This window comes from Streptomyces sp. NPDC033229 (assembly GCF_055576875.1).
Map to the genome: position 1 here is coordinate 149,995 of NZ_JBVIQR010000002.1, position 18,675 is coordinate 168,669.

Below are 18,675 nucleotides of genomic sequence, written 5' to 3' on the forward strand. Positions count from 1 at the left end.
CCCGGTCAACGGTGTCCGGGGCTCCTTGGGAGACCGTCACAGAATGCGTGTAAAGCGCGGATCAAGGAGCGGAGGGCCGTGACCGCAGCCGCCCCGCCGCCACCCACGGACAGCCGGCCCGCGGATGTCGACGTCGTGTGCCTGGGCGAGTCCATGGTCACCTTCCGCCCGTCGGGCCCGGGGCGCCTCGCCGACGTGCCGTCCTTCGACCGGGGCATCGGCGGTGCCGAATCGAACGTCGCCTGTGTGCTCGCCCGGGCGGGGCACCGCACCCGCTGGGTCAGCCGGGTCGGCGCCGACGGCTTCGGTGACCACCTTCTGGCGGCGATCGCCTCGTACGGCGTCGACACCTCCGCGGTCCGGCGTGACCCCGACCGGCCGACCGGCGTTTATTTCCGTACGTCGGGTGAACGGGCGGTCGACGCGGCACCCCCACGCGGACGGGGCCCCGGACCCACGACGGACGGGCGTCTCGCCGAGGTCCTCTACTACCGATCCGGCTCCGCGGCCTCGGCCATGGCGCCCGGACGGGCCGTCCGCGCCGCCGCGCGGTCCGGGCGATTTCTCCACCTGACCGGCATCACCGCGGCGCTCTCCGCCGGCTGCCTCGCCCTCATGCGCGAACTGACGACCCGGCACCCCGGGCGCCCCCTGGTCTCCTTCGACGTCAACTACCGGGTGGGCCTGTGGCAGGGCACCACGGACGGCCCGGAGATCCTCGCCGAACTCGCCCGGGGCTGCGACCTCGTCTTCGTCGGCCAGGACGAAGCGGCCGCCGCCTGGGGCCTGCGCGAGGCCGCCGCCGTCCGGGCCGCCCTCCCGGAGCCCGAGGTGCTGGTCGTCAAACGGGGCGCGGCGGGCGCCACGGTGTTCGCGCGGCAAGACGGCGCGAACGAGCTGCCCGGGGCCGCGCCGCCGCGTCCCGCCGACGACGTCGTCTCGGCGCCGGCGCTCCGCGTCGACGTCGTCGCCCCCGTCGGGGCCGGTGACGCCTTCGCCGCGGGATTCCTGTCCGGGACACTGCGGGAGCTGCCGCTCCACGAGCGGCTGCGGCACGGCCATCTCATGGCCGCCGCCGCCCTCACCGCGCCCGGTGATCTCGGCGAGCCGCCCGGCCGGGCACACGCCGACCGATGGGCAGCCCTCGATGCCGACGGCTGGGAGAGACTGCGACTCGGCCCCGGCTGGACCGGGTGTCCCGCCGAGACCGAGGACCGGTCCGCGAAGGTGGAGGACCACACCGTATGAGTCAGACCGTCGACCGCGCCCTGCGCATCCTGCCGTTGCTCGCCGAGGGGCCCGCCAACCTGGAGAAGGTGGCCGGCCGGCTCGGCGTCCACAAGTCGACCGCGCTGCGCCTGCTGCGCACGCTGCACGAACACGGCATGGTCTACCGCCAGCAGGACCAGCGCTACCGGCTAGGGGCCCGGCTGTTCGCCCTCGCCCAGGAGGCCGTCGAGAACCTCGACGTCCGGGAGATCGCCCACCCCCACCTCGCCGCCCTCAACGAGCGGTGCGGGCACACCGTCCATCTGGCCGTGTACGAGGAGAACGAGGTCCTCTACATCGGCAAGTTCGAGAGCCGCTATCCGGTGCGCATGTACTCCCGCATCGGCAAGCCCGTCGCGATCACCGTCGCGGCCGTCGCCAAGCTGCTCCTCGCCGACCTGCCCGAGGCCGAGCGGCGCGCCGTGGCCGAGCGGCTCGACTACCCCGCCTACACCTCCCGTTCGACGCCGAACGCCGCCGCGTTCCTGAAGGAACTGGCCACCGTGCGGGACCAGGGCTGGGCCACCGACCTCGGCGGCCACGAGGAGTCCATCAACTGCGTCGGCGCCCCCATCCGCGGCACCGACGGGCGCACCGTCGCCGCCTGCTCCATCTCCGCGCCGAACGTCGTCGTCACCGCCGAGGAACTCCTCGCCCTGCTCCCGCTGGTGCGCCGTACCGCCGACGCCATCAGCGCCGAGTACTCCGGAAGCACCCCACCCGCCAACCCTGCGAAGGCACTGTCATGACCGCGAAGACCGCCCTCACCCCGGCCACCCACACGACCCCGCCCGCCAAGTTCTCGCACGGCGTGCGGAAGGGCAACATCCTCCAGGTCGCCGGCCAGGTCGGCTTCCTGCCCGCCGTCCCGGGGCAGCCCCCCACCGTGGCGGGCCCCACCCTGCGCGAACAGACCCTGCAGACGCTCGCCAACGTGCGGTCGGTCCTCGAAGCGGGCGGCGCGACGTGGGAGGACGTGATGATGGTGCGCGTCTACCTCACCGACACCGCGCACTTCGCCGAGATGAACGCGCTCTACGACGATTACTTCGCCGACCTCCAGGAGGCCCCGGCGGCCCGTACGACCGTGTACGTCGGCCTGCCCGAGGGGCTGCTCATCGAAATCGACGCCCTGGCCGTCCTCGGCTGAGTGCGGCTGGGCGCCTACGCGTCGCCCAGGCGTGTCCGACGGGGACTTCGGCTGCGGGCCGTCGTGCCGCCTGCGGCGGCGAGCGCCCTGCGGGCGCGTCCTCAATCGCCGGACGGGCTGATTCGGCTGGGCTTCAGCCAACCAGCCCGTCCGGCGATTGAGGACACAGCACAGCAGCCCGTCCGGCGATTGGGAGCACCGCCGCGCAGCGGCGGTGCTCCCCGTGATCCACCGGGCTGGGTCGGCCGGACAGGCCCTACGTGCAGTACTGCCCTTCCTTGCCGATGGCCCGGTACATGCAGTCCGCGTTCTCCAGGAGCTGGAGCACCGCGTCACGGTTGCGGGCGGTCTCGCGGCCGATCACCTCGTCGGGCGGGTAGAAGCCGCCGGAGCCGTTCGAGCCGGGGTACATCTCGAAGGTGTAGGCGAAGATCTTCTGGTTGCCCCACAGCCAGTCGTCGATCGAACCGTCGGTGATGTAGAGGTCGCTGGACTGCTCGGGCGTGTAGCGGTTGGAGGCGGCCATGGACTTGCCGATGGCCGCGAAGGCGTCGCGGTCGTCCTTGGTCATGCCGGGAGCGGTGTCGTCGTACGTCCAGCCGAACGGCCAGAGCACCAGCTCGCTGTAGGTGTGGAAGTCGATCGAGGCCTTGATCTGCTGCTTCCCGCCGACGACCCGGCTGCGGACGAAGTCGGCCACGACCTTCACCTCGGGCGCCGACTCGGGGGCGGTACCGCGGTAGGTCTCGGACCCCGTGCTGCCGGAGGAACCGCCGCAGCAGCCCCACTTGTAGTCCCAGTTGCGGTTGAGGTCGGTGCCGCGCGAGGAGGAGCCGGCGTTGGGCTGACGGTTCTTGCGCCAGCTGCGGTACGAACCCGTCGCGATGTCGTATTCCCCGCCGTCGGGGTTGACGTCGGGCACGATCCAGATCTCCCGGCTGTCGACCATCTTGGTGACGCGCGGGTCGCTGCCGTACTTGCCGCCGAACTCCTTCAGCAGGTAGAGCGCCATCTCCACGGTCAGGTGCTCACGCGCGTGCTGGTGGTGGGTGAAGAGCACCTCCGGCTCGGCCTCGTCCGTGCCGACGTTGTCGCTGATCTTGATGGCGATGATGTCCCGGCCCTCGTAGGACTTGCCGATGACCTTCTTCGCCATGATGGAGGGGTACGTGGCGACCCCGGCGTCGATCTCCGCGAGGGCCTCGCGGTAGTTGTGGTAGCCGGAGTCCGCGGGCGGGAAGTCGTACGGCTTGACCTTGCCGCCGCCGCTCCGCTCCGGCGGCCCGGCCAGTCGCTTCAGCCGGTAGCCGAGCCGTCGTACGGCGTCGGCCTGCGTGTCGTCCGCCGTGATGACGACGGACTGTTCGCGGACGGCGTCCACGGAGGCGCCGGTGGCGGCGAGGGCGGTGCGCTCGGCGGCGGTCCGGGCGCCGGTGACCTCGTATTCGTGGGCCTGCTCCTCGGCGGCGGGGGATGCCGGGGCGGCGAGGGCCAGGGTGAGCAGGGCGGCGAGGGCGGTGGCCCATCTGCCCTGGGAACGCAGTCGCATGCGGTCTCCTGGAGGGTCCGTTAGTGCGACGGGTGGGGGGTGTGAGCCTCACCAGTGTTCGAGTTTTGGCATGCAACGGTCAAGGTGTCGAGTGCGGGTGAATTCAGCCAACTTCACTCGCACTTACGTCCGGTTGATTGCTCATCGGCCCCACCGGTACCAACAATGAACACGTCAAAATCGAAAAGCACGTCGGTCTAGAGAGGACCACCCCCCATGAGACGACCTCTCGTCGGTGCGCTCGCGACGCTCCTCCTCACCGGAGCCACCGTCGGCGTCGGCACGACCTCCGCCTTCGCGACCTCGCAGGAGAAGGCGGACAGCAGGACGGCCCTGACGGCCGCGGCCCCGCAGGCCGAAGTGGCGCCCAAGGCGGTCGACTTCGCCGGTACGGTCGCGCTCAGCAACTGCTCCGGCTCGCTGATCCGCATGCCCGGCTCGGCCGACAACGACCCCGCTCTCGTCATGACCAACGGCCACTGTCTGGAGAGCGGCATGCCGGGCCCCGGTGAGGTCCTCACCGACAGGCCCTCCAGCCGCACGTTCAGCCTGCTCAACTCCACGGCGGGCAAGGTCGCGACGCTGCGCGCCACCAAGCTCTCGTACGGCACGATGACCGACACGGACGTCGCGCTCTACGAGCTGAACACCACGTACGCGCAGATCAAGCAGCGGTACAACATCAACGCGCTCGCCCTGTCGGGGGACCACCCGACCGCGGGCACCGCGATCAAGGTCGTCTCCGGCTACTGGAAGCGGATCTACTCCTGCAACGCCGACGCGTTCGTCTACCGGCTCAAGGAGGGGGACTGGACCTGGAAGGACTCCCTGCGCTACACCTCGGCCTGCAACACGATAGGTGGCACGTCCGGCTCGCCGGTGATCGACGTCAACTCCGGCAAGGTCGTCGCCATCAACAACACCGGCAACGAGAGCGGTGAGCGCTGCACGGTCAACAACCCGTGCGAGGTCGACGAGAAGGGCCAGGTCACGGTGCGCAAGGGGATCAACTACGCCCAGCAGACCTACCAGATAACCAAGTGCGTCGGCATCGGCAACAAGATCGACCTCGGTCGGCCGGGCTGCACGCTGCCCAAGCCGTAGCCGCTACGGTCCCGAGCGCCGGACGGGCTTCTCGGCCCGTCCGGCGCCCGCGCGCTTGCGCGAGGCCGCTACGGCAGCCCGTGGACGCGCGGTCCCACCGCGTTCGACCAGGCGCTGCCGTTCGCGGCGTCCCAGTTGGTCGACCACGTCATCGCACCCCGGATGTCCGGATAGGTCCTGGCGGGCTTGAAGGAGCCGCAGCCCGTGCCCTTGGCGAGGCAGTCCAGCGCGTTGTTGACGACGGACGGGGAGACGTATCCGCTGCCCGCCCCGCGGGGCGAGGCGGGCAGGCCGAGACCGACCTGCGACGGGGCGAGGCCGCCTTCGAGCTGGATGCAGGCCAGGGCGGTGAGGAAGTCCACCGAGCCCTGCGAGTAGACCTTGCCGTCACAGCCGTTCATGGAACCGCTGTTGTAGTACTGCATGTTGACGACGGTGAGGATGTCCTTGATGTTCAGGGCGGTTTTGAAGTAGCCCGCCGAGGTGGACTGCATGTCGATGGTCTGTGGTGCCATGGTGATGACGAGCTTGCTGCCCGCCTTCGCCGACAGGGCGCGCAATGCCTGCGTCATGTACGTCGGATCGATGCCGTTCTCCAGGTCGATGTCGACGCCGTTGAATCCGTACTTCCGCATCAGTGCGTGGACGGAGTCGGCGAAGTTGGCGGCTGAGGCGGCGTCGTTGACGGTGACCGTTCCCCGCTCGCCGCCGATGGAGATGACGACGGACTTGCCCGCCGCCTGTTTGGCGGCGATATCGCTTTTGAACCGCTCTTCCGTGTAGTTCAGGGCGGGGTCGAGGGTGAAGTCGACGGCCCCGCGGGTGGCCGTCGCGTCGGCGAAGGCGACGGCGATGATGTCGTACTGATCCTGTACGTCACTGATCTTCTGGACCGTGGCGCCGTTGTCGAAGTTCTGCCAGTAGCCCGTGACGGCGTGCTTGGGCACGCCGGGGCCGTTGCCGCTGCCGGCGGTGGTGGTGGCGGTGACGGGCGCCGACCTCGGCGACTCGCCCGTGGTGTTCGTCGCCGTCACCTCGAACCGGTACGAGGTCGAGGGCGCCAGGCCGGTCACGGTCGCCGAAGTGCCGCTGACGGCCTGCACCTTGGTGCCGTCCCGGTAGACGTGATAGCCGGTGGCGCCGCCGACCGGGTTCCACGACAGGGTGACGGACGAGGACGTCGTGGCGCCGGCCTTCAGCCCGCCCGGGGTGCCGGGTATCGGGTCGCCCGGGTCGGTGCCGCCGGGACCGGACAGCTCGATGTCGTCGGCGAAGTAGCCGGGCTGCCCGTACCAGCCGTGGGTGTAGACGGTGACGGAGGTGGTGTCCGCGCCGGTCGTGAAGCGAGTGGTGAGCTGCTGCCAGCCGCTCGCCGAGGGCGTCCAGGTCGATACGTCCGTGGTGCCGGTGCCGCTCGCGCCGAGGTGGACGTAGCTGCCCTGGACCCACGCGCTCAGCGTGTAGGAGGAGCTCGGCCGGACGGCGACGGTCTGCGCACACCGGGCGTGGTCGGATCCGGCGGGGGTCGCCTTGAGCGCGGCCGAGCCGGAACGCGCGGGGGAGGCGACCGCCTGGCCGCTGCCGTTCGAACAGGTCCAGTCGGCGAGCCCCGACTCGAAGCCCGGGTTCCTGACGAGGTTGGCCCCGGCGGTGGTGAGGGCCGATGCGGTGTGCGCGCCTGCCGCCTCGGCGTTCGCGTCGCCGAGGGCGACGAGGGGGCCGGTGGTGAGGAGGAGGGCGGTGAGGACGCCGCCGAGTCGGCGTCTTCCTCCGAAGAAGCCGGTGCGGCCGATGTGTCGTACCCGAACCACGAATGCCTCCGGTGGGAAGGGAGTTGGCGGGGGCGAGGCGGAGCCCTGGGGGGTGTGGCTGTGGGGGTGGTGGGCTCCGTCTGCGCGTAAAGATGGTCCAGACCAATGCTTCCGTCAAGGGCGGGGAACGGTTCGGTGAACTCCGGACACCCCAGGGCCGGGGCGCCGGTGGCAAAGCCCGAAGAACGGTTCTCAGCCGCTCCATTCGTGGATAAAGTGCGGAGGCACCAGCACCGGGCAGTATCGATCCGCGTCCGCCGGAGCTCCCCGCGGCCGGAGTGAACGGGGAAGCCGACGTGCCCATCGCGATAGCAGTCACCAGCTCCGATCTGGTGCTCCCGCCCCCCGACGGGAAGACTCCGCAGTCCGCCGTGTTCCAGCCGCCCGAAGCGCAGCCGCTGGAGACCGCGGTCGCCCAGGCGGGCGTCCTGCTCGACCAGTGCGGTCATCTGGTCGTCCTCTACCCCGACTCGCTCCCCGGCCCCTACGTCCGGCGCCTGCACACGATCCGGGCCGTCCTGGAGAGCGACCGGGTGGCCCTGCTGTCCATCGCGCTGCCGCCGCTCGCCGTCGGCGTACTGGCCCGCCAGTTACGGCAGTTGTCGGTTTCGGACCTGAGCCCGGGCGTGCTCGCATCCGCCGCCCGGCTGCTCGCCCACTACATCTACGCGGGAGCCCAGCTCTCCACCGTCACCCGGCTCGACCGGGCGGCCGTCGGCCTTGGCGACCATCTGGCGTCCCTGCTGCCCGGCGCCCGCTTCGGGGTCCTCGTCAACCCCGTGTCGCGGCTCTTACGGATCGGCGCCGGTGATCCTCCCGACGGCCCCGGCTTCGGCACCCGGCTGACGCTCGCCCGCGGCAGGCCCGCCGGCGGCCAGGACTGGGTCCTCGACACCGTCGCCCCCCACTGGCGGGTCCAGGGCGTCCAGGAAGCCGTCTTCCCCGCCGAGTCCGCGCGCTGGTGGGGCACCCGCCGGGCCGTCGAGTTCGCCGCCGCCATCGGGGACCCCTCCGTGCTCTACCAGCTCGTCACGTCCGTACGCCGGGAGGAGTGCCGCTGGTGCGGGCTCGAACTCATCGGCGACCGCTGCGGGTTCTGCCGGGCGGCCGTGCCGCGTGCCGCCGCGGGCGACCTCGACCCGCCCGTGCGGGCCGGGGCGGGCGCCCCGCCCGGCCACCGCTGATCACCGCCGCCCCGGCCCGTGAGCGCGGTCACCGCCGGCCCCGCCGGGTCCGCCACCCCGGTCACACCTGACGAATGCCGACGACTGCTGATGAACGCCGACGAATGAGGTCCGCCGCCCCATGAATTCACGCCAGCGCCGCGGGATCATCCTGTTGCTCCTGTCGGTCCTCTGCGCCGTCGGCGCGTTCGCCGGGGTGTTCTCGGTCATCGACGACGTCGAATCCAAGGTCGGCCCCGAGGTCACCGCCTACCGGCTGAAAGCCGACGTCCCCGCCTACCGGGCCCTCGAAGAGGACGAGTTCGAGAAGGTCTCGATGCCCAGACGCTGGCTCCCCGCCACTGCCGTCACCGACGTCGCCCGGGTGCGCGGGAAGATCGCCGTCACCCCGTTGCGCAAGGGATCGCTGCTGCAGAGCGACATGGTCGTCGCCCGTCCGGCGCTGACGGCCGGGCAGCAGGAGATCGCCATCATGATCGACGCGGCGACGGGGGTGGCGGGCAAGATCAACCCGGGGGCGAAGGTCAACATCTACGCGACCTTCGACGCCAAGGAACAGGGCGCCAAGCCCGTCTCCAAGGTCATCGTCAGCGGTGCCCAGGTCATCGACGTCGGCAAGCTCACCCCCCTCGACCGCGACAGCGGCAGCCGAGGGGGCGGCACGACGCGCAAGGCGGCCGGCGACGCGGTGCCGATCACCTTCGCCCTCGGCACCAAGGACGCCCAGCGCGTCGCGTACGCCGAGTCGTTCGCCTCGCACGTCCGGCTCGCCCTCGTCGCCCCCGGCGGTGACGACACGGTCAGCGAGGGCGACCGCACCTACACCCTCGACGGCGACAAGTAGCGGCACGAGAGAGACAAAGGGGCCACGGTGACGATCAGAATCCTGCCGGCCATCGGCGACCCGGACACCGCCCGTTCCATCGGCGGTCTGCTCGGCCAGCTCCCCGGCGTCGAGCCACTGCCGACCGTCGGGGACACCACCCGGCTCCTCGACACCCTCGCCGTCCTGGCCGCGGCCTCCCTCGAGGAACTCCCCGAAGTCGTCCTGGTGCACGAGCGCATCGGACCGGTGCCCGCCCTCGAACTCATCCGCGAGGTGGCCCTCCGCTTCCCGGCCACCGGGGTCGTCCTGGCCGCCGCCGACGCCGGGCCCGCGCTGTACGCCGCCGCCATGGACTCCGGAGCGCGGGGCCTCGTCGGAACACCGCTGTCCTACGACGAACTGGGCGCCCGCGTCCAGGCCGCCGCGCAGTGGGCGAGCGGGGTCCGTCGGCATCTGGGCGGCACCGGCGATCTCGTCCCCGGGGGCGGGCCCGGCGGCCGGCTCGTCGCCGTCATCGGCGCCAAGGGCGGCGTCGGGACGACCGTCACCGCCGTACAGCTCGCGCTCGCCGCGTGCGCCGCCGGCCGTGAGGTCGCCCTGGTCGACATGGACCTCCAGTCCGGTGACATCGCTTCCTACCTGGACGTCCAGTTCCGCCGGTCCATCGCCGACCTGGCGGGCATCAACGACATCTCCCCCCGGGTCCTCCAGGACGCCGTCTTCCCCCACCCCACCGGACTCGGGCTGCTGCTCGCCCCGGCGGAGGGCGAGCGTGGTGAGGAGGTCGGCGACCTCGCCGCCCGCCAGATCGCCGCCGCGCTGCGCGGCCGCTACGAACTCGTCGTCGTCGACTGCGGCACCCAGATCACGGCCGCCGGTGCGGCGGTGGTCGAGACCGCCGACACGGCCCTGCTGGTCACCACACCGGACGTGGTGTCCGTACGGGCCGCCAAGCGCATGGTCCGGCTCTGGGACCGGCTCCAGATCCGCAAGGCCGAGGAGACCACGACCGTCGTCAACCGCCATACCCGTACCGCCGAGATCCAGCCGCCCCTCGTCGAACGGACCACGGGCACCAGGACCGCGCGGACCACGATCCCCGCCGGGTACAAGGAGCTCCAGGCCGCCGTCGACTCCGGCCGCATGCAGGACCTCGACGCCAAGTCCTCCGTCCGAGGCGCCCTGTGGGCGCTGGCGGCCGAGCTGGGCATGACCGGCGCCTCCGGTGCCCGGCTCGCGCCCGGCGGAGCCCACGCCGCTCATCCCGCCCGCTCGATCGCGGGCGGCCCGCGCCGACGACGGGCCATAGGGGGTGGCCCCGCCCCCACCGGCGGCGGCACCGGCCCCGACCAGCTGCCCCCCGTACCGACCAGCCGCTTCCGCAGACGCGGCGGCGGTGACCGGGGGCAGGTCGCGGTGGAGTTCGCGGGCGTGCTGCCGCTGATCCTCGTGGTGCTGGCGGTGGTCTGGCAATGCGTCCTGGTCGGCTATACGTACTCCCTCGCCGGGAACGCGGCGGACAAGGGCGCCCGGGCGGGAGCGGTCGGCGGCGACTGCGCGACCGCGGCGCAGGCCGACCTACCCGGCGCCTGGGTCGGCGACGGCATCGGCTGCGGCGAGGAGAACGGGGTCTACCGGGCCACGGTCTCCCTGGACGTCCCGGTGCTCTTCCCCGGGGCGGTGAACTGGCCGTGGCAGGTGGAGAGCTCGGCCGGCGCGGTGCGGGAGGACTGAGCGATGCGCGCGAGATTCCGGTCCCGCTTCACCGGCGAGGGCGGCTCCGCCGACCGGCCGCCCCCGACGGCACGCACGCCCGCCGGGGACCGCGGCATCGTCTCGATCGAGTTCCTCGGGTTCCTGCCCCTGCTGCTGATCGTCGCGCTGGCCGCCGTCCAGCTGGGGCTCGCCGCCTTCGCCACCCAGCAGGCGGGCAGCGGGGCCCGGGCGGCGGCCCGGACGGCGACGCTGGACCGGACGCCGGGCGAGGATGCCCCCGACCCGGAGGCCGCGGCGCGGTCCGCGATGACCGGCTGGGTCGCGGACCGCGCCGAGATCGGCGCGCCGACCTGCCCGGACGGCGGTGAGGTCACCGCGACCGTCACGGTCACCGTCCCCGAGCTCGTCCCCGGCACCGGATTCAGCACCACGCGCCGCGCCACCATGCCGTGCCCCGCCGCCCTGGAAACCGGCTGGTTCCCGTACCCGCCCCCGTTCGCGAGGAGTGCGCCATGAGCCTACGGGCGCGGATCGTCGCACCGGAAGCACCCGCCGACGGGCGGGAGTCGAGCCATCTCGTGCCCGTCTACCGCGCGAAGCTGCTGGAGGAGATCGACCTCGCGGAGATGTCCGCCCTGGCCGCCGCCGAGCGGCGCACCCGGCTGGAGCGGGTGCTCGGCCACATCATCAGCCGCGAGGGGCCGGTGCTGTCCACCGCCGAACGCGACCGGCTGATCCGCCGGGTCGTGGACGAGGCACTGGGCCTCGGGGTCCTCGAACCCCTCCTGGAGGACCCCTCCGTCACCGAGATCATGGTCAACGGCCCCGACCAGGTCTTCGTCGAGCGCGCGGGCCGCGTCGAACTCGTCCCCGTGCGGTTCGCCTCCAACGAGCAGTTGATGCAGACCATCGAACGCATCGTCTCCACCGTCAACCGCCGGGTGGACGAGTCGAATCCGATGGTCGACGCCCGGCTGCCGAGCGGCGAGCGCGTCAACGTGATTATTCCGCCCCTCGCGCTGAACGGCGCGACCCTGACGATCCGCCGCTTCCCGCGCGCCTACACGCTGCGGGAGCTCATCGGCATGGGGACGCTGGACGAGCAGACGCTGATGCTGCTGGCGGCACTCGTGCGCGCCAAGTTCAACGTGGTCGTCTCCGGGCCGACCGGCTCCGGCAAGACCACCCTGCTGAACGCCCTCTCCGGGCTGATCCCCGAGGGCGAGCGCATCATCACCGTCGAGGACGCGGCCGAGCTGCAACTCCAGCAGACACACGTCATCCGCCTCGAATCCCGGCCCCCGAACGTCGAGGGCAAGGGCCGCATCACCATTCGCGACCTCGTCCGCAACTCCCTGCGGATGCGCCCGGACCGCATCATCGTCGGCGAGGTGCGCGGCGGTGAAACCCTCGACATGCTCCAGGCCATGTCCACCGGCCACGACGGCTCGCTGGCCACCGTCCACGCCAACAGCGCCGAGGACGCGCTCATGCGGCTCCAGACCCTGGCGTCCATGTCCGAGGTCAAGATCCCGTACGAGGCCCTGCGGGACCAGATCAACAGTGCCGTCGACTGTCTTGTGCAGCTCACCCGCAACGCCGACGGCTCGCGCCGCGTCGCCGAGGTCGCCCTCCTCGACTCGCACGGCCGGGAGGACTACCGCCTCGCCACCGTCTGCCGCTTCGACGCCCGGCCGATGGGCGCGGACCGCGTCGTACGCGGGAACTTCACGCACTTCCCCGTTCCCGTGCGGGTCGCGGAGCGGCTGCGGCTGGCCGACGAGGCCGTGCCACCGGCCTTCGGCGTCGCCGCGTCAGCCACCGAACGCAGCCCCCGAGAGGCCGGACAGAGGTAACGCCGTAGATGGACAGCATGGACAATCTCGCAACCGTGACCGCCGGACTCACGTTGGTGGGCGGCGCCCTCGGTGTCGCCGGCGCGCACCTGTACGCCGCCGGGCGGGCTCGGCACCAGGAACTGGTCGACCGTCTCTCCGACGCCCCCGCCCTGCCGCCCGCCGGACGTGCCCGGTACTTCACCGGCCTCGACCGGAGGCTGCGCGGCACCCGCTTCGGCGGTCGCCTGGAGTCGCGGATCGCCTCGACGGGGCTGGACGTCACCCCGGCCGAGTTCGTCCTGTGCACCCTTGCCGCGGCGGCCGGACTGTGGCTCGTCGCGGCCGCCACCCTCGCGCCGTTCTTCGGCCCGCTGGCCGGGGTCGTCGCCATCTGGTCCGCGTCCGCCTTCCTCTCCTGGCAGCGCCGCAAACGCATCGAGAAGTTCATCAACCAGCTCCCCGAGCTCTCCCGCATCCTCGCCAACGCGACGCAGGCAGGACTCGCCCTGCGTACCGCCCTCGGCATGGCGGCGGACGAGATGGAGGCCCCGGCGGGCGAGGAACTGGCCAAGGTCGCCGACAAACTGGCCGTCGGCCACTCCGTCGACGCGGCACTGGACGAACTCGCCGACCGGCTGCCCTCACGCGAACTCGTCGTCCTGGTCACGACCTTGGTGCTGTCGCACAAGGCGGGCGGCACGGTCGTCAGCTCGCTGCGCAATCTCACGACGACTCTGGAGGAGCGGAAGGAGACCCGGCGGGAGGTCCGCACCCAGCTCTCCCAGGTGACCGTGACGGCGTACGTCGTCCCCCTGATGGGTATCGGCACGCTGCTGCTCATGGACCGCATCGCGCCGGGGTCGATCGACCGGATGACCGCCGGCTTCCCGGGGCGGGCGGCCGTGGTCGCCGCCTTCGCGCTGTACGGGCTCGGCTTCTTCCTCATCCGCCGCATGTCCAAGATCGACGTCTGAGGGGCGGCCGGGAATGGGACTTCTGCTGGCGCTGCTGGTCGGACTGTCCGTGGCGGGTGCCTGCTACGGCATCGCCCTCTGCCGCAGCGAGGCCAGGCTGCCCGCCGATCTGGCGCTGGCCCTGGAGGTCGGCGCGACCCGGACGACCGCCGTGGGCTCGGCCGTCGACCGGCTCGGCATGCGCTACGCACCGCTCGTACTGCGCATGATGGGCGGCAAACGGGTCGCGAAGGTCCGCACCCGCATCGACCGGGCCGGCAACCCCGGTGGCCTCACGGTCGACCGGTACGCGGCACGCCGCGCGGTCTACGGCTTCCTCGGCTTCGGCGGCGCGCTGGTGATGCTGCTCGAAGGGCACGTCCTCATGGCACTGCTGCTGGTCGCCTTCGGTCTCTTCTGGATCGAGGTCGGCATCTGGGTGGCGGTGCGTGAACGCAAGGACGCGATCGAGCGCACACTGCCGGACTTCCTCGACGTCCTCGCGGTGGTGGTGAGCGCGGGGCTGAGCTTCCGGCAGGCCCTGGACCGCGTCTCGGAGAAGTACGAGGGGCCGTGGGCCGACGAGCTGCGGATCACCCTGCGCCAGCTGGACATGGGCGTCAGCCGCCGCCAGGCGTTCGACGATCTACGCAAACGCAATGACTCCGAGCAGGTGGCGCAGTTCGTCACGGCCTTGCAGCAGGGCGAGGAGCTGGGCGCCCCGATCGTGGACACGCTGATCGACATCGCCAACGACATGCGCCGCACCGACGCCCAGCAGGCCCGCCGCCGCGCGGCCCGGGCCGTACCGAAGGCGACCATGGTCGTCACCACCTTCATGGTCCCGGGCACGATGATCCTGCTGATCGCGGGGTTCTTCCTCGGCTCGGGCACGGATTTCGGCTCCATCACGGGGGATTGAGCTGCTTATACCTCGCCCGCACCACCGCACAAGGAGAGCCATGGACACCCCGCCCCGCCCCGCCCGGCCACCGGAGGGCACGCACCGGCAGCCCGCGTACGACCTCGGTACTTCCCAGCACGCCTCCCAGCACACCTCCCCGCATCACGCCGCGCCGTGCTCGGAGCGAGCCCGCCCGACGGAGGCCGAGCGGGGGGCGGGGGCCCTGGGGGAGCGGCTCGGTACCCGGTTCGGGATACGGGAAGAGTCTTCGCGTCTGCAATCAGACAGGGGGCGATCGTCCTTCGACGGGTTCCCGGAGGGGCCCGTCGGTGGCGCCTCCCCGGGCCTGGTGGAGCGGTGGTGAGACGTATGGGCCGCCCGGGGTGGGTGAGGTTCAGGAGACGCGTGGTGTCTCAACTCCCCCACCGGAGAAGGGAATGGGGCCACGTGACCTGTTCCACCACCGCCGAATCGGCGTACTTTTCTGATGCCGCGAGCGGGGACGCGGGTCGTATCACGGGGATTCACCCGCCGGACCGGACGGGCCCGGCTGCCCACGGAGGGGAAGACGATGGGAAAGCGGTTCTGGGAAGACGGCCTGGGGTGCCGCCCGGGAGACGTCCGGGACGCCGAGCGGAGGACGGGGCGGAGCAGGGGTCGGAACGACGCACGGAACCTCGGGCCCACCGGCGACCGGTTCGGCGACCGGGGGCAGACCTCGATCGAGTACCTGGGCATCATCGCCGTGGTCGTGGCGATCATCCTGGTGCTGACGACGACCGACTTCGGCACGATGATCGCGACGGCCATCACCAATCAGATCTCCCAGATCACCGGGTGAGGCGCGCGCCCTCCGCGCGTCACCCGACCGACGCCGGGCAGGCCTTCCCCCTCTACATCACGGCGGTGGCGGGCCTGCTCTTCATCGCCCTGGCCTTCTTCGCGGTCGGCCGGGCGGGAGCCACGAAGAACGGCGCGCAGACGGCGGCGGACGCCGCGGCCCTCGCGGCGGCGCAGAGCTACCGCGATCAGCTGGGTACGAGCTTCCTGCACGCCCTCCGGACCGACGCGGCGTGGCAAGGCATCGTCTTCGACGGGCAGTTGACCGCCGCGGTCGACGTCTGTGGAGCGGCACTGAAGTTCGCGCAGAGCAACGGTGCCTCGGTACGCGACTGCGTCCCGGCCCATCCTCCGCCATCCTTCACCGTCGCCGTCGAGTCCCTCAAGGCCGTGGGCAAGTCGGTGATCCCCGGGACGGAGGGCAAGAAGGCCACCGCGACGGCGACGGCGGTCGTCACACCGCTCTGTGTACCGGATGCCTCGCCGCCGAAACAGGAGCCGAAGCCGTCACCGTCGAGCGGGAAGGACGGCGAGGGCGGAGGGGGCAAGGATGACGAAGGCAAGGGCGGCGGGGGCAAGGGCGGCGAGAAGCCCCCTGAGAAGCCTGCTGTCCTGTTCCTCGACTGCGACGGCAAGCACGTGACGATCGATCCGGGTCACCCCGACCGGCTTCCGGACACGGCGGAGCTGTTCGCCGTGCACCTCGCCGACTGACCAGCGAAGGAAAGTTGCCCATGAGCATTCGGCAGACGACGACGGCCCGGAGGGGCGCGGCCGCTGCGGCGCTGGCGGCCGTCATGGCCCTCGCCGTGGCGGGCTGCGGGAGCGACGGCGAGAAGAAGGAAGAACCCGGCCCCCCGCGCCCGTCCGGCGCCCCCCGGACGGCCGGGGACAAACCCGCGCCGGCGCCCAGCGAGACCATCGGCGAGATCAAGGGACCCGAAGGGGTGGTCGTCGTCCTCCACTCCGCCGTGCGCGACACCGGGGGCTTCGTCACGGTCAGCGGGGTGGTCGCCAACCGCGGCTCGAAGCCCTACACGCCGCTGACCTGGCGCTCCAAGGAGACGGAGATGAAGTCCCAGTCGTCGGTGTCCGGGGCATCGCTCGTGGATCGGGCCGGCAAGAAGCGGTACCTCGTACTCCGGGACACGGACGGCGAGTGCCTGTGCACCACGGGCCTGGTCAACATCCGGCCCGATGAGAGCAGGCCCGTCTTCGCGCAGTTCCCCGCGCCACCCGCGAGCGTCACGGACATCGACTTCCAATTGCCCACCATGCCGACCGTCCGCATCAAGATCTCGGGGTGACGTCCCATGCCGACGCATCGGACCTACCGCGGCGCGGCCGTCGCCACCACCGTGCTCGCCGCGCTCGCAGTCCTCGTGCCGTCCCCCGCGCCCGCCCGTGCTGTCGGCGGCCCCGGGGGGCCCGCCGACACCGCGCCGCCCGTGAAGGTCGACAGCGGTGATCCGGACCTCAAGATGCGCGCCGGGGCGAAGCTCGCGCCGGGGCGGGTCCTCGATATCAAATCGGTGGTCGAGACGGACGACGGCGACGAACGCCGCGAGGTCACCAACGTCAACGTGACCTTCGCCCTCCAGGCCGAAGTGCTCTTCGACAAGGACAGCGCCACCCTCAACCGCGAAGCCGACGCACGGATCCGGACCATCGCCGACGAGGCCACCAAGCACCGCGCGACCACCGTGCGCGTCTTCGGCTTCACCGACAGCCTCGGCTCCTCGGACCACGGCATGGTGCTCTCCAAGCAACGGGCCGACGCGGTGCAGCGCCAACTCGCCCGGAACGTCGGGTCATCGGCGAGATCGTCGCGCATCAGCTATCAGATCCGCGGCTACGGCGAGCAGTATCCGATCGCCGACAACTCCACCGAAGAGGGCCGCAGGAAGAACCGACGCGTGGAGGTCAGCTTCCCGCGCCGGTCCTAGCGCGACGGCCCGGACGTGCGGTGCGACACCCCGCACCGCACCCGTGGTGAAGCGCGATTCTCCGGCAGGAGGCGCGCGCCGCGCCGCCGGGCATCGACTCCCGCTTTTCAGGCCGGTGTGCGGGAGTGTTCGGCGGGGCAGGATGGGGCAGCCCGAAGGTGGGGGGAGAACTGAGGGAGGCGGGAGATGAGGGGCCGGCGGAAAGCCAGGGGCGGGCTCGTCGGAATGGCCGCGGTGGGGGCGTTGATGACGGCCGGTCCTGTGGGAGCGGTCGGGAATGCCGAGGACGGGGGTGCGTACCGGATGGCGCCCGGTGCGAACCCGGTCCAAGGCGCGGCGAACGCGGGTGACGCGCCCCCGCTCGCCGAAGGGATGTACACGGACAGCATCGAGCCGCGTGCGACGAAGTACTACAGCGTCGAGCTGGACGACGCGTCGAGTGCGTACGTCTCGGCGATCGCCGTGCCCCGGAAGGGCAGTGTGCCGGGGGCCCAGGACGGCATCGGCGTGTCGCTGCGGACCGAGGACGGCAGACCGTGCGGCCTGGGACGCCGGCGGACCTTCGCGGCGCAGGGCGGGGCGTATCCGACGGGGGACTACGCGGAGCGGGTGGTCGAGCCGCGCGGTGTGTGCCGCGGCGCCGGGCGCTATGTCGTCACCGTGACGCGCGGGGAGGCCGGCGGGAGCACGGCGGCAGTGCCGATCGAGCTGGCGTACATGTCCGAGCCCGCCGTGCGGAAGGGGACCGAAGGCTCCCCGGCGGCCGGCGGCACGGGCACGCCCGGGACCGCCCAGGAGCCCGCGGCGTCCCCGCCCATGGCCTCGGGCGGAGCGGAGCAGCGCGCCGAGGGCGGCACGGGCTTCAACGACGCCGCCGAGGTGCGGGCCGGTTCGGTGAAGGGGGCGGTCGAGCCCGGGGGCACGCGGTTCTACCGTGTGCCGGTCGGATGGGGGCAGCGGCTCCGGGTCACGGCGGACTTCGGGGCAGTGCCTTCGGGGTCCGCTTTCCACGCGGCGAACGGCGTGCGGCTGGCGTTGAGCAACACCGCGCGCGGCCTGGTCGCCAACCGGAACGGCAGCTATGAGGGCAAGCCCAAGTCGCTCTCCCTGGAGACGGCCCCGGTCGCCTACGCCAACCGTCTCGGTGCGGGCCTGGACGCGGCCACCAAGGCGATGCGCTTCGCGGGCGCCTACTACCTCCAGGTCAGCGTCAATCCGGCGGTGGCCGGGAAGGCCTCCGGAAGCGTGCCGTTCACCTTGCGCGTCGGTGTGGAGGGCGAGCCCGCCAAGGGCCCGGAGTATGTGAAGGATCCGGGGGAGTTCGGGGGCGGGACGCTCCTCCCCCTCACGGGCGACGGAATGGGGCCCGCCGGGGCCCGGAACGGCGGCTCCGGCCGGAGCGACCGGCTGCGGCTGGTCGGATACGCCGGTGTCGGTACGGGGTCCGTGCTGTTGCTCGGTCTCGGCGGATGGTCGCTGGCCGCGCGCCGCTGGAAGAGCTGACGGAAGAGCTGGGGGAGACGCTGGCGGAAGAGCTGACGGAGGCGCTGACAGGGGAACGACCGCCCGTCGAATGCGCGATGTC

General features: G+C 71.8%; 19 protein-coding genes. 17 read left to right on the forward strand and 2 right to left on the reverse strand.

Annotated features, from left to right (window positions below; all coding sequences use genetic code 11):
* The first annotated feature begins 153 nt into the window (after positions 1 to 153).
* From ACZ53N_RS02580 to ACZ53N_RS02590, 3 genes are read left to right on the forward strand one after another with little or no spacing between them, the layout of a single operon-like run.
* Complete coding sequence (locus tag ACZ53N_RS02580; protein WP_469139374.1) at positions 154 to 1,248, forward strand: sugar kinase; 1,095 nt, start codon at positions 154 to 156, stop codon at positions 1,246 to 1,248.
* On the forward strand, positions 1,245 to 2,018 hold the full coding sequence (locus tag ACZ53N_RS02585) for an IclR family transcriptional regulator (RefSeq protein ID WP_469139135.1): 774 nt from the start codon (positions 1,245 to 1,247) through the stop codon (positions 2,016 to 2,018). Before ACZ53N_RS02580 ends, ACZ53N_RS02585 begins: the two co-directional genes overlap by 4 nt.
* Positions 2,015 to 2,419 (forward strand): RidA family protein, encoded by a 405-nt coding sequence (locus ACZ53N_RS02590; RefSeq protein ID WP_469139136.1) that lies wholly within the window; start codon positions 2,015 to 2,017, stop codon positions 2,417 to 2,419. Before ACZ53N_RS02585 ends, ACZ53N_RS02590 begins: the two co-directional genes overlap by 4 nt.
* Positions 2,420 to 2,675: 256 nt before the next feature.
* Here ACZ53N_RS02590 and ACZ53N_RS02595 read toward each other — a convergent pair whose 3' ends face one another.
* The gene (locus tag ACZ53N_RS02595) at positions 2,676 to 3,968 is read right to left on the reverse strand and encodes a M14 family metallopeptidase (protein ID WP_469139137.1); all 1,293 of its coding nucleotides are present in this window, start codon (positions 3,966 to 3,968) and stop codon (positions 2,676 to 2,678) included.
* 216 nt (positions 3,969 to 4,184) lie between these two features.
* Between ACZ53N_RS02595 and ACZ53N_RS02600 the strand changes: the two genes are divergently transcribed.
* Entirely contained in the window at positions 4,185 to 5,072 is an 888-nt protein-coding gene (locus ACZ53N_RS02600) for a trypsin-like serine peptidase (protein ID WP_469139138.1), read from the forward strand.
* Positions 5,073 to 5,140: 68 nt separating this feature from the next.
* On the opposite strand, the gene ACZ53N_RS02605 is transcribed toward ACZ53N_RS02600, so the two are convergent.
* Complete coding sequence (locus tag ACZ53N_RS02605; protein WP_469139139.1) at positions 5,141 to 6,883, reverse strand: chitinase; 1,743 nt, start codon at positions 6,881 to 6,883, stop codon at positions 5,141 to 5,143.
* Between the two features lie 296 nt (positions 6,884 to 7,179).
* Here ACZ53N_RS02605 and ACZ53N_RS02610 point away from each other — a divergent pair, with 296 nt between their 5' ends.
* The 13 genes from ACZ53N_RS02610 to ACZ53N_RS02670 all read left to right on the forward strand — a co-directional run bounded on the left by ACZ53N_RS02610 (position 7,180) and on the right by ACZ53N_RS02670 (position 18,593).
* Positions 7,180 to 8,067 (forward strand): hypothetical protein, encoded by an 888-nt coding sequence (locus tag ACZ53N_RS02610; protein ID WP_469139140.1) that lies wholly within the window; start codon positions 7,180 to 7,182, stop codon positions 8,065 to 8,067.
* Between the two features lie 121 nt (positions 8,068 to 8,188).
* On the forward strand, positions 8,189 to 8,911 hold the full coding sequence (cpaB, locus tag ACZ53N_RS02615; RefSeq protein ID WP_469139141.1) for a Flp pilus assembly protein CpaB: 723 nt from the start codon (positions 8,189 to 8,191) through the stop codon (positions 8,909 to 8,911).
* Positions 8,912 to 8,938: 27 nt separating this feature from the next.
* On the forward strand, positions 8,939 to 10,627 hold the full coding sequence (locus ACZ53N_RS02620; protein ID WP_469139142.1) for a P-loop NTPase: 1,689 nt from the start codon (positions 8,939 to 8,941) through the stop codon (positions 10,625 to 10,627).
* A gap of 3 nt (positions 10,628 to 10,630) precedes the next feature.
* Positions 10,631 to 11,125, forward strand: a complete 495-nt coding sequence (locus ACZ53N_RS02625; protein ID WP_469139143.1) for a TadE family protein — start codon at positions 10,631 to 10,633, stop codon at positions 11,123 to 11,125.
* A complete protein-coding gene (locus tag ACZ53N_RS02630) occupies positions 11,122 to 12,465 on the forward strand; it encodes a CpaF family protein (RefSeq protein ID WP_469139144.1) in 1,344 nt (447 codons plus the stop codon). The genes ACZ53N_RS02625 and ACZ53N_RS02630 overlap by 4 nt, the downstream gene beginning before the upstream one ends.
* A 17-nt stretch (positions 12,466 to 12,482) precedes the next feature.
* Positions 12,483 to 13,421 (forward strand): type II secretion system F family protein, encoded by a 939-nt coding sequence (locus tag ACZ53N_RS02635; RefSeq protein ID WP_469139145.1) that lies wholly within the window; start codon positions 12,483 to 12,485, stop codon positions 13,419 to 13,421.
* Positions 13,422 to 13,434: 13 nt separating this feature from the next.
* Positions 13,435 to 14,322, forward strand: coding sequence for a DUF5936 domain-containing protein (locus ACZ53N_RS02640; RefSeq protein WP_469139146.1), 888 nt, complete (start codon positions 13,435 to 13,437; stop codon positions 14,320 to 14,322).
* 40 nt (positions 14,323 to 14,362) lie between these two features.
* Complete coding sequence (locus tag ACZ53N_RS02645; protein WP_469139147.1) at positions 14,363 to 14,668, forward strand: hypothetical protein; 306 nt, start codon at positions 14,363 to 14,365, stop codon at positions 14,666 to 14,668.
* A 207-nt stretch (positions 14,669 to 14,875) separates the two neighbouring features.
* Entirely contained in the window at positions 14,876 to 15,145 is a 270-nt protein-coding gene (locus ACZ53N_RS02650) for a Flp family type IVb pilin (protein WP_469139386.1), read from the forward strand.
* Positions 15,142 to 15,858 carry a pilus assembly protein TadG-related protein gene (locus ACZ53N_RS02655; protein WP_469139148.1) on the forward strand — a complete coding sequence of 239 codons (717 nt, stop codon included), beginning with the start codon at positions 15,142 to 15,144 and terminating at the stop codon, positions 15,856 to 15,858. Before ACZ53N_RS02650 ends, ACZ53N_RS02655 begins: the two co-directional genes overlap by 4 nt.
* A gap of 20 nt (positions 15,859 to 15,878) precedes the next feature.
* Entirely contained in the window at positions 15,879 to 16,451 is a 573-nt protein-coding gene (locus ACZ53N_RS02660) for a hypothetical protein (RefSeq protein ID WP_469139149.1), read from the forward strand.
* A 6-nt stretch (positions 16,452 to 16,457) separates the two neighbouring features.
* A complete protein-coding gene (locus ACZ53N_RS02665; RefSeq protein ID WP_469139150.1) occupies positions 16,458 to 17,090 on the forward strand; it encodes an OmpA family protein in 633 nt (210 codons plus the stop codon).
* A gap of 303 nt (positions 17,091 to 17,393) precedes the next feature.
* Entirely contained in the window at positions 17,394 to 18,593 is a 1,200-nt protein-coding gene (locus ACZ53N_RS02670; protein WP_469139151.1) for a hypothetical protein, read from the forward strand.
* Positions 18,594 to 18,675: the final 82 nt, after the last annotated feature.